This is a genomic window from Pseudomonas sp. WS 5410, from assembly GCF_012985645.1.
GTDB classification, from domain to species: domain Bacteria; phylum Pseudomonadota; class Gammaproteobacteria; order Pseudomonadales; family Pseudomonadaceae; genus Aquipseudomonas; species Aquipseudomonas shahriarae.
The window spans coordinates 44,990-59,571 of sequence record NZ_JAAQWS010000024.1; the positions used below are offsets into that span (position 1 = coordinate 44,990).

12 protein-coding genes are annotated in these 14,582 nt (G+C 61.3%); 3 read left to right on the forward strand and 9 right to left on the reverse strand.

Annotated features, from left to right (window positions below; genetic code table 11):
* Window positions 1-171 precede the first annotated feature (171 nt).
* Window positions 172-516: a DUF3077 domain-containing protein gene (locus HBO24_RS25800; RefSeq protein ID WP_057960043.1), complete on the reverse strand. Its 345-nt coding sequence runs from the start codon at window positions 514-516 to the stop codon at window positions 172-174.
* Window positions 517-645: 129 nt separating this feature from the next.
* On the opposite strand from HBO24_RS25800, the gene HBO24_RS25805 reads away from it, so the two are divergent.
* Complete coding sequence (locus tag HBO24_RS25805; protein ID WP_170060594.1) at window positions 646-1,293, forward strand: LexA family transcriptional regulator; 648 nt, start codon at window positions 646-648, stop codon at window positions 1,291-1,293.
* Here the strand turns inward: HBO24_RS25805 and HBO24_RS25810 are convergent.
* Genes HBO24_RS25810 through HBO24_RS25825 form a run of 4 tightly spaced genes read right to left on the reverse strand, consistent with a single transcriptional unit; the run spans window position 1,290 to window position 6,842 of the window.
* A complete protein-coding gene (locus HBO24_RS25810; protein ID WP_170060595.1) occupies window positions 1,290-3,242 on the reverse strand; it encodes an acetyl/propionyl/methylcrotonyl-CoA carboxylase subunit alpha in 1,953 nt (650 codons plus the stop codon). The two genes, HBO24_RS25805 and HBO24_RS25810, sit on opposite strands and share 4 nt — an antisense overlap.
* The gene (locus HBO24_RS25815) at window positions 3,239-4,045 is read right to left on the reverse strand and encodes a gamma-carboxygeranoyl-CoA hydratase (RefSeq protein ID WP_169961073.1); all 807 of its coding nucleotides are present in this window, start codon (window positions 4,043-4,045) and stop codon (window positions 3,239-3,241) included. Before HBO24_RS25815 ends, HBO24_RS25810 begins: the two co-directional genes overlap by 4 nt.
* Before the next feature lie 14 nt (window positions 4,046-4,059).
* Window positions 4,060-5,667: a carboxyl transferase domain-containing protein gene (locus HBO24_RS25820; protein ID WP_170060596.1), complete on the reverse strand. Its 1,608-nt coding sequence runs from the start codon at window positions 5,665-5,667 to the stop codon at window positions 4,060-4,062.
* 11 nt (window positions 5,668-5,678) lie between these two features.
* Complete coding sequence (locus tag HBO24_RS25825; protein ID WP_057441554.1) at window positions 5,679-6,842, reverse strand: isovaleryl-CoA dehydrogenase; 1,164 nt, start codon at window positions 6,840-6,842, stop codon at window positions 5,679-5,681.
* Between the two features lie 171 nt (window positions 6,843-7,013).
* Between HBO24_RS25825 and HBO24_RS25830 the strand changes: the two genes are divergently transcribed.
* Window positions 7,014-8,696: an AMP-binding protein gene (locus HBO24_RS25830; protein WP_115128492.1), complete on the forward strand. Its 1,683-nt coding sequence runs from the start codon at window positions 7,014-7,016 to the stop codon at window positions 8,694-8,696.
* A gap of 685 nt (window positions 8,697-9,381) precedes the next feature.
* Here the strand turns inward: HBO24_RS25830 and HBO24_RS25835 are convergent.
* The 3 genes from HBO24_RS25835 to HBO24_RS25845 all read right to left on the reverse strand — a co-directional run bounded on the left by HBO24_RS25835 (window position 9,382) and on the right by HBO24_RS25845 (window position 11,696).
* Entirely contained in the window at window positions 9,382-10,281 is a 900-nt protein-coding gene (locus HBO24_RS25835) for a hydroxymethylglutaryl-CoA lyase (protein WP_057441558.1), read from the reverse strand.
* A 13-nt stretch (window positions 10,282-10,294) separates the two neighbouring features.
* Window positions 10,295-10,696 carry a MerR family DNA-binding transcriptional regulator gene (locus HBO24_RS25840; protein WP_057960037.1) on the reverse strand — a complete coding sequence of 134 codons (402 nt, stop codon included), beginning with the start codon at window positions 10,694-10,696 and terminating at the stop codon, window positions 10,295-10,297.
* A gap of 70 nt (window positions 10,697-10,766) precedes the next feature.
* Window positions 10,767-11,696, reverse strand: a complete 930-nt coding sequence (locus HBO24_RS25845) for a LysR family transcriptional regulator (RefSeq protein ID WP_057960036.1) — start codon at window positions 11,694-11,696, stop codon at window positions 10,767-10,769.
* Window positions 11,697-11,847: 151 nt separating this feature from the next.
* Between HBO24_RS25845 and HBO24_RS25850 the strand changes: the two genes are divergently transcribed.
* Window positions 11,848-13,077: an acyl-CoA dehydrogenase gene (locus tag HBO24_RS25850; RefSeq protein ID WP_115128491.1), complete on the forward strand. Its 1,230-nt coding sequence runs from the start codon at window positions 11,848-11,850 to the stop codon at window positions 13,075-13,077.
* A gap of 116 nt (window positions 13,078-13,193) precedes the next feature.
* On the opposite strand, the gene HBO24_RS25855 is transcribed toward HBO24_RS25850, so the two are convergent.
* A complete protein-coding gene (locus HBO24_RS25855; RefSeq protein ID WP_057441570.1) occupies window positions 13,194-14,534 on the reverse strand; it encodes a phosphate ABC transporter substrate-binding/OmpA family protein in 1,341 nt (446 codons plus the stop codon).
* Window positions 14,535-14,582 lie beyond the last annotated feature (48 nt).

Sequence of the window (14,582 nt, forward strand, 5' to 3'; positions counted from 1 at the left end):
CGTGATTAGCCTGATGAGGAGATATTCCAAGAGTCCGACCTAAGGTCTCTTGGCCTATCGACTGATCTCGCGACCAGCTGCTTGCAATAATAATCATTATCATTTGCAAGTCAAATGTTTTTATCCGTCTGATAGAAATATTTTTCCTTCTGTTCCTGCACGCCTATCTGGCTATGAGGCTTTGCCGCCTGCCAGTTGCAGTGGACGCTCCAGCATGGCCTTGGCCATATCAATCAAATACACCACTGAAAACGCCAGGTCTCGGGTGCCCCCCAGCTTGTTGTTCGCCAACTCATACGCGATGGCGGCGGCGCTGCGCAGCAGGTCCGAGGCATGCACCAGGGCTTCTTCGCTGCTGACATGGGGGTTGGCCTCGAAAAAGGCCACATCGTCCACTGGCTCCGTGTCCTCTTTCAAGTAGTAGTCCAGTGCGCGTCGGGCGGCTTCGCTGCCCTGCAAGAACTTTATTTCATCGTCATCAGGTGTGCCAGGCAGGTGATCCAGGGTAGTGGTCATGAGGTCGGTGCTCTGGGTGGGAAGGTGAACAGGTGGGGTTGATAATAATACGATCTGTATTTATGTCATTTGATTGATTACTACAAACTGTTTATTGTCGCCCTGAAGTCATCCTGTATTGTGTGGCCCATGGATAAATGGATAGCGTTGGTCAAAGCCAACATGAAGGCCCGCAAGGTCACGCAGCATCAACTGGCCGCACGCTTGGGCATGTCCCAGGGCGGCATTGGCCACTGGCTCGGCAAGCGCCGGGTGCCCAGCCTCGCCGATATGAACCGGGTGCTCGAAGAGCTGGGCCTGGGCTATCTGGAGACGGTGCTGGTGATCCGCGAAAAAAGCGACGCCCCGGCGAACGACGATGCCGCGCCGGTCACTCAATACAATCCGTATTTTCGTTACCCTGTGACCGACTGGAAACACCCCTGCCAGGTGCACGAACAGCGGCCAGCCTATGGCGCCACGCGTTTTGAGGCGAGCGATTACGAGGCCGACGGCGAGGCGTTCTGGCTCCAGGTGAGCGGCGATGCGATGACCGCGCCCAGTGGGCCGAGTATTGCCGAAGGGATGATGATCCTGGTGGACCTGGCCCGCGAAGCCGAGCCCGGTACATTGGTGGTGGCCCAATGGGCCGGCAGCAGCCAGGCGACCTTTCGCAAGTTGATCGAGGAAAGCGGCCAGCGTTACCTGGTGCCGCTCAACCCGACCTACCCCAAAGCCCTGCTCACCGATGACTGCCGGATCATCGGCGTGGTGGTACAGGCCACGGTGAAGTTCTAGGCCTGGGCTTCCAGCTCCACCAAGGCGCTGCCTTCGCCGACCATTTCGCCTTCCTGGCAATACAGGGCCTTGATCACGCCTCCGTGGGGCGCGCGGATGCTGTGCTCCATCTTCATCGCTTCAAGCACCACCAGTTGCGCACCGGCCTCCACCGTCTGCCCGACTTCCACCAGCACCCGCACGATGCTGCCGTTCATGGGTGCGCTCAGGCCGCCCTGATGGGCTTGTCCGGCATCGACGGCGGCGATCGGGTCAAACAGCGTCACGCTGCGCATCTCACCTTGCCAGCGCAGGAACAGCGTCTGCCCATGGCGCACGGCCAAGTGCGAACGGCGGATGCCAGCATCCTCGATCAGCAATTGTTCGCCACGCAGTTGCGGCGCGGTGCTGGTTTGCAGTGTTACCAGGCGATCCTGGCCGTCACTGCTCAAATGCAGGGATGTTTCGGCAGGCAGACCCGCACGAAAGCCCAGGGTTGCAGCCCACGGCGAGGCAGGATCGTCCTGCCGCAGCCGGGAGGGCTGGCTCTGCATGAAAGCATGACCGGCCGCCTGCCAGAACTCATCACTCAACGCACTGGCGGCAGGCAGCAGTTGCTCCTGATAACGCGGGATAAACCCGGTATCCAACTGCGCTGCGGCAAAGGCGGGATGGCCGATGATGCGCCGTAAGAAGCCCAGGTTGGTCTTCAAGCCACCGACCGCAAACTCATCGAGCATGCTCAACAGGCGCAGGCGCGCCTGTTCGCGGTCCTCGCCCCAGGCAATCAGTTTTCCAAGCATCGGGTCGTAGAAGGGCGAGACGTCGTCCCCTTGCGCGACGCCACTGTCCACCCGCCGTCCCGGGCCAGGCGCCGATTCGCGGTACAGCGCTAGATGCCCGGTGGCCGGCAGAAAGTCATTGGCCGGGTCTTCGGCATACAGCCGCACTTCAATCGCGTGGCCGCGCAACGGCACCTGCTCCTGGGTCATGGGCAGCGGCTCGCCTTGCGCCACGCGAATCTGCCAGGCCACCAGGTCCAGGCCGGTGATGGCCTCGGTCACCGGGTGTTCTACCTGCAAGCGAGTGTTCATTTCCATAAAGAAAAACTCACCGCGCGCATCCAGCAGGAACTCCACGGTGCCGGCGCCCACATAGCCAATCGCCTGGGCGGCACGCACCGCTGCCTCGCCCATTGCCTGGCGCAGGGCAGGGCTAAGGCCGGGTGCCGGTGCTTCTTCGACGACCTTTTGATGGCGACGCTGGATCGAGCAGTCGCGTTCATTGAGGTACAGGCAATGGCCGTGCTGGTCGGCAAACACCTGGATCTCCACGTGACGGGGCTTGATCAGGTACTTTTCCACCAGCATCTGCGCATTGCCAAACGACGACAGCGCCTCGCGCTGGGCCGAGGCCAGGGCTTCGGCCAGTTGGCTTTCGTCCTCGACCACTTTCATGCCCTTGCCGCCGCCGCCCGCCGTGGCCTTGAGCAGCACCGGGTAGCCAATGCGCGCGGCGGCCTGGCGGAAGGTTTCCAGATCCTGGCCGGCACCGTGGTAACCCGGCACCAGCGGCACGCCAGCGGTTTCCATCAATGCCTTGGCCGCCGACTTGCTGCCCATGGCATCAATGGCCGAGGCGGGCGGGCCAAGGAAAATCAGCCCGGCCTCTTCAATCGCTCGGGCAAAGCGTGGGTTTTCGGAAAGAAAACCATAGCCTGGATGAATCGCCTGGGCGCCGCTGGCCTTGGCCGCGGCGATCAGTTTGTCGATCTGCAGGTAGCTGTCGGCGGCCTTGCTGCCGCCCAGGTCCACCCGGATGTCGGCTTCTCGGCTGTGGCGCGCATCGCGGTCCGTGGCGCTGTGCACGGCAACGGTGGTCATGCCGAGTGCCTTGGCCGTGCGCATGACCCGACAGGCGATTTCGCCCCGGTTGGCCACCAGTACGCAGGTAATCAACGGTGCACTCATGAACGTGGCTCCTGGGACTGCCAACTGGGCGCACGCTTTTGCAAAAATGCGCGCAAGCCTTCCTGGCCCTCGGCGCTGACGCGGATGCGCGAGATGGCGTTTTCGCAGTAACGGCGCAACGCCGGAGTCAGGGCGCCATTACCCACTTCGCGCAACAAATCCTTACTGGCGCGCATGGCGGCCGGGCTGTTGAGCAGCAGGTTGGCGATCCATTGCTCGACGTGCTGATCCAGCGCATCCAGCGGGTAGCTTTGCGCCAATAGCCCGATGGCCTGGGCTTGCTGACCGTCGAAGCGTTCTGCGGTCAGGGCATAGCGGCGTGCCGCGCGCTCGCCAATCGCCTGCACCACAAACGGGCTGATGACCGCCGGCGCGAGGCCGATGCGTACTTCCGACAGGCAGAACTGCGCATCCTCGGCGCCAATGGCCATGTCGCAGCAACTGATCAGGCCCAGGGCGCCGCCGTAGGCCGCGCCCTGGACCACCGCCAGTGTCGGGATCTTCAGCTTGGCCAGGTTGTACATCAACTCCGCCAACTCGCGGGCGTCGTCGAGGTTGGTGTGGTAATCCAGTTCGGCCGACTGTTGCATCCAGGCCAGGTCCGCGCCGGCGCTGAAATGCTTGCCGCGCCCGCGCACGACCAGAAAACGCAGCGCGGCATCGGCCTGGACCTGGTCCAGGGCAATGATCAGCTCGCGGATCATTTCGGCGTTGAACGCGTTGTTCTTCTCTTCCCGGCTCAACCACAGCGTGGCAAAGCCACGGGGGTCGTTGACCAGTTCAACAGTGTTGAAATCGCTCATGGGTGCAGCTCCAATTACATGCGGAACACGCCGAAGCGGCTCGGCTCGATGGGGGCATTCAGCGCGGCGGACAAGGCCAGGGCCAGCACGTCACGGGTCTGCAAAGGGTCGATGACGCCGTCATCCCACAGGCGGGCGCTGGAGTAGTAAGGGTGGCCCTGGGTTTCGTACTGGTCGAGGATCGGCTGCTTGATCTGCGCTTCGTCCTCGGCGCTGAACGCCTGGCCACTGCGCTCGGCCTGTTCGCGCTTGACCTGCACCAGCACGCCGGCGGCCTGTTCGGCGCCCATCACGCCAATGCGGGCGTTGGGCCACATCCACAAAAAGCGCGGGTCGTAGGCGCGCCCGCACATCCCATAGTTACCGGCACCAAAGCTGCCGCCGATGATCACTGTGAATTTCGGCACCTTGGCGCAGGCCACCGCCGTGACCAGCTTGGCGCCGTGCTTGGCGATGCCGCCGGCTTCGTATTTCTGCCCAACCATAAAGCCGGTGATGTTCTGCAAGAACAGCAGGGGAATCCCGCGCTGGCAGGCCAACTCGATAAAGTGCGCGCCTTTTTGCGCCGCTTCGGCGAAGAGGATCCCGTTGTTGGCGAGGATCGCGATGGGGTAGCCATGCAAATGGGCAAAGCCGCAGACCAGCGTGGTGCCGAACAGCGCCTTGAATTCATCGAAGACCGAGCCGTCCACCAGTCGCGCAATCACTTCGCGTACATCGAACGGTTGCTTGGCGTCGGCCGAGATCACCCCATACAGCTCTTCGCTGGCATACAACGGCGCGACCGGCGTGCGCTGTTGCAACTGCCCCTGTTTGCGCCAGTTGAGGTTGGCGATGCTGCGACGGGCCAGGGCCAGGGCATGTTCGTCGCTGTCGGCGTAATGGTCGGCCACCCCGGAGATCTTGCAGTGCACATCGGCACCGCCAAGGTCTTCGGCGCTGACCACTTCACCGGTGGCCGCCTTCACCAGTGGAGGCCCGGCGAGGAAGATGGTGGCCTGCTGGCGCACCATGATCGCTTCATCGGCCATCGCCGGTACATAAGCGCCACCCGCCGTGCAGGAGCCCATCACCACGGCAATCTGCGGAATGCCCTGGGCGCTCATATTGGCTTGGTTGAAAAAAATCCGCCCAAAGTGCTCGCGGTCGGGGAACACCTCGTCCTGGCGCGGCAGGTTGGCGCCGCCGGAGTCCACCAGGTAAATGCAGGGCAGGCGGTTCTGTTCGGCGATGGTCTGGGCGCGCAGGTGTTTTTTCACGGTCAGCGGGTAGTAGGAACCGCCTTTTACCGTGGCATCGTTGGCGACGATCATGCATTCGACGCCTTCGACCCGGCCGATCCCGGCGATCACGCCCGCGGCCGGTACCTCTTCACCGTAGACCTGATACGCCGCCAGTTGGCTGAGTTCGAGGAACGCCGAGCCCGGGTCGAGCAGGCGGTTGATACGCTCGCGCGGCAGCAGCTTGCCACGGGAGGTATGACGCTCCTGGGCCTTGCTGCCGCCGCCTTGCTGGACCTGGGCGAGCAGGGTGTGCAAGGCATCGACCTGTTTGAGCATCGCCGCGCTGTTGCTGGCGAATTCCGCCGAGCGCGGGTTGAGTTGGGTGTGCAGGGTGGCCATGGTGCACTCCCTCAGCGGGTTTCGTTAAACAGTTCGCGACCAATCAACATGCGTCGGATCTCACTGGTGCCCGCGCCAATTTCATACAGCTTGGCATCACGTAACAGACGGCCTGCGGGGAATTCATTGATGTAGCCATTGCCGCCGAGAATCTGGATCGCATCGAGGGCCATCTGTGTTGCGCGTTCGGCGCTGTACAGAATCACCCCGGCGGCGTCCTTGCGCGTGGTTTCGCCGCGCTCGCAGGCCTGGGCCACCGCATAGAGGTAGGCGCGGCTGGCGTTGAGCTGGGTGTACATGTCGGCAACTTTGCCCTGGATCAGCTGGAATTCGCCGATGCTCTGCCCGAACTGCTTACGGTCGTGGATGTAGGGGACGATCAGGTCCATGCAGGCCTGCATGATCCCGGTAGGGCCGCCGGAGAGCACCACACGCTCGTAGTCCAGGCCGCTCATCAGCACTTTGACCCCGCCATTGAGCACGCCGAGGATGTTTTCTTCGGGCACTTCGACGTCATCGAAAAACAGCTCGCAGGTGTTGGAGCCGCGCATGCCCAGCTTGTCGAACTTGTTGCTGCGGCTGAAGCCCTTGGCGTCGCGCTCGACAATAAACGCGGTAATACCATGGGCGCCTTTTTCCAGGTCGGTCTTGGCGTAGATCACATAGGTGTGGGCATCAGGACCGTTGGTGATCCAGGTCTTGCTGCCGTTGAGCACATACACGCTGCCGCGTTTGTCGGCGCGCAGCTTCATCGACACCACATCGGAGCCCGCATTCGGTTCGCTCATGGCCAGGGCGCCAATGTGTTCGCCGCTGATCAGCTTGGGCAGGTACTTGAGTTTCTGTTCATGAGTGCCGTTGCGGTTGATCTGGTTGACGCACAGGTTGGAGTGCGCCCCGTAGGACAACGCCACCGAGGCCGAGCCGCGGCTGATTTCTTCCATGGCCACCACGTGGGCCAGGTAACCCAGACCGGCACCGCCGTATTCTTCCGGCACGGTGATGCCCAGCAGGCCCATGTCACCGAACTTGCGCCACATATCCACGGGGAACAGGTTGTCGATATCAATCTGCGCTGCCCGTGGCGCCAGCTCCTTGGCCACGAAGGCCTGCACCTGGTCGCGCAGCATGTCGATGGTTTCACCGAGGGCGAAATTCAGGGTCGGGTAACTCATGGAGGGGCACCTATAAACATTATTGTTGTGGGGCTGGCGACGCCATTGGGCGATCACCTTTACGTTAACGTAAACTTGCGTTGCATGACTGTCAATCGTAGCTTACGTTAACGTCAAGCTCGCGCCTGACCGGCGCACCGTCCACCTACAAAAAAGACAATAGGGGTCGTCATGGATCAACCGAATCAGAGCTACAGCCGTGGCCCACAGGACAAGGCCTTGCTGGCCATGACCATCGGCCAGGCATTTGACCGCACGGTGGCGCAGTACCCGGAGGGCGAGGCCCTGGTGGTGCGCCATCAGCAGCTGCGCTACACCTGGCGGCAGCTGGCCGGAGCCGTGGACCTGCATGCACGCGGGCTGCTGGCGCTGGGGTTGCAGGCCGGGGATCGCCTCGGCATCTGGGCGCCGAACTGTGCCGAGTGGTGCATCAGCCAGGTGGCCAGCGCCAAGCTCGGGGTGATTCTTGTCAACGTCAACCCGGCCTACCGCAGCAGCGAGCTGGAATACGTGCTCAAGCAGTCGGGTTGCCAGTGGTTGATCTGTGCCGGTTCGTTCAAGTCCTCCGACTACCACGGCATGCTGCAGGCGCTGGTGCCGGAACTGGCGGAGCAGGGCATTGGCCAGTTGCACTGTGATCTATTGCCGGAACTGCGCGGGGTGATCAGCCTGGATGCGCGACCGCCCTCGGGGTTCATGCCCTGGTCGCAATTGTCGGCCCTGGGGACGGGGACACCCCCGGAACAATTGCAGCACCGCGAGGCCAGCCTGCACTTCGATCAAGCCGTCAATATCCAGTACACCTCCGGCACCACGGGCTTCCCCAAGGGCGCCACCCTCAGTCACCACAACATCCTCAATAACGGTTACATGGTTGGCGAAAGCCTGGGCCTGACCGCGCAGGATCGCCTGGTGATCCCGGTGCCGCTCTATCATTGCTTTGGCATGGTCATGGGTAACCTGGGCTGCATCACCCATGGCACCACCATGATCTATCCCAATGACGGCTTCGACCCACTGCTGACCCTGACCGCCGTGGCCGAAGAGCGCGCCACCGGCCTGTACGGCGTACCCACGATGTTTATTGCGGTGCTCGATCATCCGCAACGCAGCACGTTCGATCTGTCGAGTCTGCGCACTGGGATCATGGCCGGCTCCACTTGCCCGATAGAGGTGATGCGCCGGGTCATCAGCGACTTGCATATGAGCGAGGTGCAGATTGCCTACGGCATGACCGAGACCAGTCCCGTTTCCCTGCAGACCGGCGCGGATGACGATCTGGAGCGGCGCGTGACCACGGTCGGGCGGACCCAGCCGCAACTGGAAAGCAAAATCATCGACGAGGCCGGTAACACCGTGCCGCGTGGGCAGATTGGCGAGTTGTGTACCCGAGGCTACAGCGTGATGCTCGGCTACTGGAACAACCCTGAAGGCACCCGCGAAGCCATCGACGACGCCGGCTGGATGCACACCGGCGACCTGGCGACCATGGATGAGCAGGGTTATGTGTGCATCGCCGGGCGCAACAAGGACATGATCATTCGCGGTGGCGAGAACGTGTACCCACGGGAGTTGGAGGAGTTCTTCTTCACCCATCCGGCGGTGGCGGATGTGCAGATCATCGGCATTCCCGATGAGCGTTATGGCGAAGAGATCGTGGCCTGGATCAAGTTTCACCCCGGGCACGTGGCCAACGAGCTGGAACTGCAAACCTGGTGCAAGGGGCGCATTGCACACTTCAAGACGCCGAAGCATTTCCGCTTTGTCGAAGAATTTCCGATGACCGTGACGGGGAAGATTCAGAAGTTTCGCATGCGTGAGATCACCATCGAGCAACTGCGTAGCGAAGACTGAGATCTGGCGCCGATCAACAATGTGGGAGCGGGCTTGCCCGCGATGACGGAGTGTCAGCCAACTATTCATCAGCTGACCCACCGCTATCGCGGGCAAGCCCGCTCCCACATTTGCCTTTGCATGTACCGCGCAATGGTTTTCACCTAGACAGCACAAAGGGGAGCCGAAGCTCCCCTTTAATTTGTTGTTACGTGCTCTTTTTTTATTATTGAGGGGCGGTCTATTGTTGTTTTTGGCAACCGTGGCCCTTTACCGCTGTTTTTGGCGACCCCCATCCGGGGTCAAGAGCAAACGTATTTTTTTGAGCGCTGATCTGCTTCTTCGCACGCGATCCAACCAGTGGGTAGCTACCTTGAGGTAGTTTTATTGTTCTCTGCCCGGTTGCGAGTGGCGGCTTGCGCCGTACCCTGCGAAGCACATCTTCTCCAAAAAAATCTGTTAGCTGCGTCTCTGCCGTGTTGTTTTTGTTATGTCAGAGTCGTTACGTCTTATTTTTATTAGGTTTGGTGCTTTTTATTCTTGTTATGCCATAGAGATAGCAGAAGCCGTGCCAACTTTTAAAAGTCCTTTAAAATCAATGGTTTGATTTTTTAGTAGGAAATTTACTTCAGAGAATGCGACAAAATATGTTCCCGTGTTACCCGATGTGTAGCCGCGAGGTAACACATCGGAGCAGGAGCGCTACTCAACGGGCGCTACGGGCCTTGGCCACGCGTGAGCCGGTGGGGCGGCCCAGGACCGTACAGATCTGCTGGCCCGCCACAATCAACTTGTCCATGTCGATACCGGTTTCGATGCCCAGGCCGTCGAGCAGGTAGAGCACGTCCTCGGTGGCCACGTTACCGCTGGCGCCCTTGGCATAGGGGCAGCCGCCAAGGCCTGCGATAGAGCTGTCGAACACCTGGATACCCTCCAGCAGGCTGGCGTAGACATTGGCGATGGCCTGGCCGTAGGTGTCATGGAAGTGTCCGGCGAGCTTTGCCCGTGGCACGTCCTTGCCCACTACCTCGAACATGCGCCGCGTAGCGCCTGCGGTGCCGGTGCCGATGGTGTCGCCCAGGGATACTTCATAGCAGCCCATGGAATACAGCTCGCGGGCCACCGCAGCGACTTGCTCCGGGGCGACCTGACCTTCATAGGGGCAACCCAAGACACAGGACACATAGCCGCGCACACTCACGCCGTGCTGTTGTGCCGCCGCCATGATGGGTGCAAAGCGCTCCAGGCTCTCGCTGATGGAGCAGTTGATATTGCGCTGGGAAAACGCCTCGGACGCCGCTGCAAATACTGCGACCTCCTTGACCCCGGCCGCCAGCGCGTCCTCGAAGCCCCGCAGGTTCGGCGCCAACGCGCCATAGATCACGCCCGGCTTGCGCTGGATCTGCGCAAACACTTCGGCCGAGCCGGCCATCTGCGGTACCCACTTGGGCGAGACAAAACTGCCGACTTCGATATAGCCCAGGCCCGCCGCGCTGAGGGCGTCGACCAGTTGCACCTTGTCGGCCACGCTGATGGGCTGGGCTTCGTTTTGCAGACCGTCGCGCGGGCCGACTTCGATCAGGCGCACCTGAGAGGGGAGAGACATGGGATCTACCTTTTTATTGGGGTTGGCCGACCTGGCTCTGGATCGTCTGTTCCAGGGCCTGGGTGCAACGTTCTTCGGCGGTGTCCAGTTCCAGTTTCATCTGCTCGATGTCCAGCAACTGCTGTTCCAACTGCTCACGGCGTTCGCTGATTTTTGCCAGCATGCTGTGCAATTGCTTTTGATTGCCGCTGCTGGGGTCGTAGAGTTCGATCAGTTCGCGGCATTCGGCCAGGGAAAAACCGATGCGCTTGCCCCGCAGGATCAGCTTCAGGCTGACTTTGTCCCGGGGCGAATAGATACGCTCCTGGCCCCGGCGCTCGGGGCGCAGCAGGCCCTGTTCTTCATAGAAACGAATGGCCCGGGTGGTGATGTCCAACTCGCGGGCCAGGTCGGAGATGCTGTAGGTCGTGCTCATGGTGGCGCTCAAGGAGGGTCTTGGCGCTACGCTAATGGCTGCTTGACGTAAACGTCAAGCAAATCACCGCCTACGCGTTATCCAACTTCTTCTCACGCGCCGTAACCTGCTGGCACAACTCGATCATCTGCTCGCGCATCCAGCGGTTGGCGGGGTCCTGGTCAGTGCTTTCATGCCAGTACAGGTGGGTTTCCACCGGCGGCACATCATTGACCGGCAGGTTGAACGAGTGCAGCTCGTTACGCCGTGCAAAGCGCTCGGGCACGGTCATTACCATATCGGTCTGCTGCAACACCTGGGAAGCCATCAGGTAATGCTGGGAGCGCAGGGCGATCTTGCGCTGGATCCCCATTTTGCCGAGGGCCAGGTCGACGTGGCCCAGGCCATTGCGCCGGCTGGAAATATGGATATGGGTCAGCGACAGGTAGTCATCGAGGCTGAACTTTTCCTTGCCCGCCATCGGGTGGCCCTTGCGCATGGCACACACGTAGCGGTCTTCCATCAGCTTGACGTGGCGCACTTGCGGGTCGGTGTTGAGCGGCGCGTCCACTGCGAAATCCAGGCGGCCGGCGGCCAGTTCCTTGGTGGTTTCCCGACGTTTGGACAGGAAACTCTCAATGATCACCGTGGGCGCCAGGCGGCGCAGGCGCTGGAACAGCGGCGGCAGGATCACCGCTTCAGTGAGATCGGTCATGCTGATGCGGTAGGTCTTGGCCGCTTGCAACGGGTTGAAGATCCGGCTCTCTTGCACCGATACCCGCAGCAACGACAGGGCATTGCGCACCGGGCCAATGATGTTCTGGGCCATGGGGGTCGGCACCATGCCCTGGGCGGTCCGCACGAAGAGCGGGTCGTTGAAGGTCTCGCGCAGGCGTGCCAGGGCGTTGGATACGGCCGGCTGGGTGATGCCCACGATCTGTCCGGCACGGGTCAGGTTGGCTTCGGTGTAGATCGCGTCAAAGACGATGAAAAGATTGAGGTCGACCTTGCTCAGATTCATTTCGTTGCGCTCTTCTTGTTAGGTTTTCATACGCCGATCATATATCGGTGATGAATGTTAATACACGCCGAGAATAGGCTAGGTAAATTATCAGCGCTGTTCTAGCATCGTTTGCATGACCTAAACAACCTCTCCAAGAAGGGAGCTGCTCATGGATTTTGCCTATTCGCCCAAGGTTCAGGAACTGCGTGAACGCGTCACCGCGTTTATGGATGCTTACGTTTACCCCGCCGAGCCGGTGTTTGAACGCCAGGTCAGCAAAGGTGACCGCTGGCAGCCCACTGCGATTATGGAAGAGCTCAAGGCCAAGGCTAAGGCTGAAGGCCTGTGGAACCTGTTCCTGCCGGAATCCGAACTGGGCGCTGGCCTGACCAACCTGGAATACGCGCCGCTCGCCGAAATCATGGGCCGCTCCCTGCTGGGGCCGGAGCCGTTCAATTGCTCGGCACCCGACACCGGCAATATGGAAGTGCTGGTGCGCTACGCCAACGAAGAGCAGAAACAACGCTGGCTGGAGCCGCTGCTGCGTGGCGAGATCCGTTCGGCGTTCGCCATGACCGAACCCGATGTGGCGTCTTCCGACGCCACCAACATGGCCGCCCGCGCTGAGCGCCAGGGTGACGAGTGGGTGATCAACGGTAAGAAGTGGTGGACCTCCGGCGCGTGCGACCCGCGCTGCAAGATCCTGATCTTCATGGGCCTGAGCAACCCGGATGCGCCGCGCCACCAGCAGCACTCGATGATCCTGGTACCGGTGGATGCGCCCGGGGTGAAAATCGTCCGGCCGCTGCCGGTGTTCGGCTACGACGACGCGCCCCATGGGCATGCCGAAGTCCTGTTTGACAACGTGCGTGTGCCGTACGAAAACGTCCTGCTGGGTGAAGGCCGCGGCTTTGAAATTGCCCAGGGGCGCCTTGGCCCGGGCCGTATCCATCACTGCATGCGCTCGATTGGCATGGCTGAACGGGCCCTGGAGTTGATGTGCAAGCGTTCGGTCAGCCGCACCGCCTTCGGCAAACCGCTGGCGCGCCTGGGTGGCAATATCGACAAAATCGCCGACTCGCGGATGGAAATCGACATGGCACGCCTGCTGACGTTAAAGGCCGCCTACATGATGGATACGGTCGGCAACAAAGTGGCGAAAAGTGAAATCGCCCAGATCAAGGTCGTGGCGCCGAATGTGGCCCTGAAGGTGATTGACCGGGCGATCCAGATCCATGGCGGTGCCGGGGTCTCCAATGACTTCCCGCTGGCCTACATGTACGCCATGCAACGTACCCTGCGCCTGGCCGACGGCCCGGATGAAGTGCACCGGGCGGCGATTGGCAAGTTCGAGATTGGCAAATATGTGCCTAAAGAACTGATGCGCAGCGGCCAGTAGGACCGAGTCGCCGGTATCTCGGGCAAGCCCGCCCCCACATTGTGATCGCACGCGGTCAGTGTGGGAGCGGGTTTGCCCGCGATTGCGGTGGGCCAATCCACACCCGTCTTCAGGTTTCAATAAACCCAGACCTCCACCCGGCGATTCTTGATCCGCCCCTCATCCACGGTATTCGCCGCTACCGGCATCTCGGCGCCGAAGCCGCGAATATCGCGCAACACCACACCACTTTTGACCAACTCTCGGCGTACCGCCATTGCCCGCAGCTTGGACAGCAGGTCGGCGCGTTGCGGATCATCCTTGGCGTCACCAAACCCCACCAGCGTGACGCGCTTGTCCCGTTTATCGTGGCTATCTATATAAGCCACCACGCGGGCAAGGTCCTGGCGCGCCTTGTTGTCCAGGCTGGCGCTGCCTTCTTCGAAGCGAAAATTCACCGTCAGGCGCTGCGCCTCGCGGGCAATGGCCTGGTAGTCGGCTGGCATCGGCGCCCGTGGCTGCACGGTGATGGCCTGGACCTGCTGGGCGATAAAACCATTGGCCGCCACGATGGCCTGGCCTTGGGCGCTCTGGGTAAAGTCCACCAGCGCTTCGGCCCAGGGATTGCTGTTGTTGGGCGGCAGATAGAAAAACAAGCGGCGCGACAGCGGGTAGTCTTCGGTGGCGATCAGGCTGCTCTGCGGCAACATGGCTTGGGAGTCGCCATCGCTGATGGCCACCGCCTTGGCCTGACGCACATAAGGCAGGCCGATAAAGCCAATCCCCTGAGGATCCTGGCTGACTGCATCGGACAGTTGCTCGCTCGATTCAAAGCGCTGAGCCTTGCTGTCGAGGGTTTTGCCGCGACGGCTGAGCACCAGCTCCTTGAAGGTGTCGTAGGTGCCGGATTGATCATCGCGAGCATATAGGCGGATCTTCCCGCCGCTGCCGCCCAAGGCTTCCCAGGTGCTGATCTCGCCGCTGAAAATCCTCGCCAGTTGTTCGGTGGTCAACACCTGCAGCGGGTTGCGTGGGTGCAGGATGATTGCCAGGCCATCAATCGCGATCACCTGCTCGGCACCGGGGCTTTTCAGGTCACCCAGGGGCTCGAGGTCCACCAGTTCGCGGTCCTTGATCGGGCGTGACGCGGCCGCCAGGTCGGCCGCGGCCTGTTTCAGCGCGGCAAAGCCGGTGCTGGAACCATGGGCGGCGATCTCGACCAGTACCCGCTTGCCTTGGGGGCTGGTGCCGACGAGCCGCTCTTCGTTGGGGCGGGCGGGTGTTTCGCTGTGTACAGCCTTGAGACCCTGTTGCTCCAGCAAACCCCTGACCAGCGCCGGGCCCAACGCCGCGCCAATGGTGTTGGAGCCCTGGATGCGTAAGGCCGGGCCGTGTTCGGGAAAGGGTAGGGGCGTTGCAGAAACTGTAAGAGGAAAAACGCTGCAAAGTGTCAGCAGGTACAGAACGCGCAGCATCATGCCGGCACCTTCTCAAGCCAAAGGACGTGCGGGCAGATTAAGTCAGTA

Bases quoted from the DNA above. Each gene is read 5' to 3' on its own strand.
- HBO24_RS25800 (WP_057960043.1), bottom strand. From the start codon at position 516: ATGACCACTACCCTGGATCACCTGCCTGGCACACCTGATGACGATGAA.
- HBO24_RS25805 (WP_170060594.1), top strand. From the start codon at position 646: ATGGATAAATGGATAGCGTTGGTCAAAGCCAACATGAAGGCCCGCAAG.
- HBO24_RS25810 (WP_170060595.1), bottom strand. From the start codon at position 3,242: ATGAGTGCACCGTTGATTACCTGCGTACTGGTGGCCAACCGGGGCGAA.
- HBO24_RS25815 (WP_169961073.1), bottom strand. From the start codon at position 4,045: ATGAGCGATTTCAACACTGTTGAACTGGTCAACGACCCCCGTGGCTTT.
- HBO24_RS25820 (WP_170060596.1), bottom strand. From the start codon at position 5,667: ATGGCCACCCTGCACACCCAACTCAACCCGCGCTCGGCGGAATTCGCC.
- HBO24_RS25825 (WP_057441554.1), bottom strand. From the start codon at position 6,842: ATGAGTTACCCGACCCTGAATTTCGCCCTCGGTGAAACCATCGACATG.
- HBO24_RS25830 (WP_115128492.1), top strand. From the start codon at position 7,014: ATGGATCAACCGAATCAGAGCTACAGCCGTGGCCCACAGGACAAGGCC.
- HBO24_RS25835 (WP_057441558.1), bottom strand. From the start codon at position 10,281: ATGTCTCTCCCCTCTCAGGTGCGCCTGATCGAAGTCGGCCCGCGCGAC.
- HBO24_RS25840 (WP_057960037.1), bottom strand. From the start codon at position 10,696: ATGAGCACGACCTACAGCATCTCCGACCTGGCCCGCGAGTTGGACATC.
- HBO24_RS25845 (WP_057960036.1), bottom strand. From the start codon at position 11,696: ATGAATCTGAGCAAGGTCGACCTCAATCTTTTCATCGTCTTTGACGCG.
- HBO24_RS25850 (WP_115128491.1), top strand. From the start codon at position 11,848: ATGGATTTTGCCTATTCGCCCAAGGTTCAGGAACTGCGTGAACGCGTC.
- HBO24_RS25855 (WP_057441570.1), bottom strand. From the start codon at position 14,534: ATGATGCTGCGCGTTCTGTACCTGCTGACACTTTGCAGCGTTTTTCCT.